We start from the raw sequence: 366 nt of genomic DNA, 5'->3' as shown, positions 1-366 counted from the left end.
TGGGCGAAGAGCGAGATCGGATCCTTGACCCGCGCCTGAACCGTGGCTTCGAGGTGATCCTGATAGTTTTCTCCGACGCCCGGCAGATCCATGATCACGTCGATCCCAAGGTTCTTCAGATGCTCGGCCTCGCCGATGCCCGAGAGCTGCAGGATCTTGGGTGTGGCAAGCGCGCCTGCCGTTAGAACAATCTCGCGTCGGGCCCTATAGGTGACGCCGGTCTCGGTCAGAACACCGACCGCTTTCCTGCCTTCAAACAGGACTTTATGAACGCGGGTTTCGGTCAATATGGTCAGGTTCGAGCGTTTCTCGGCGTCGCGCAAGAAGGCTTGCGCAGCGCTCCAGCGCGGACGTTGTGCGTTGTTG

The 366-nt window shown here is 59.8% G+C and carries 1 protein-coding gene; it reads right to left on the bottom strand.

Going from position 1 to position 366, the window contains the following annotated elements; genetic code table 11:
- Positions 1-323: GMC family oxidoreductase N-terminal domain-containing protein (locus EN852_RS36430; protein ID WP_246694523.1), on the bottom strand; the 323-nt coding region annotated here is incomplete at its 3' end.
- Positions 324-366: the final 43 nt, after the last annotated feature.

Source organism: Mesorhizobium sp. M2E.F.Ca.ET.209.01.1.1, assembly GCF_004010375.2.
GTDB lineage: Bacteria > Pseudomonadota > Alphaproteobacteria > Rhizobiales > Rhizobiaceae > Mesorhizobium.
Note: the sequence above shows the minus strand (reverse complement) of the source record. Positions and strands in the feature narration are given on the sequence as shown.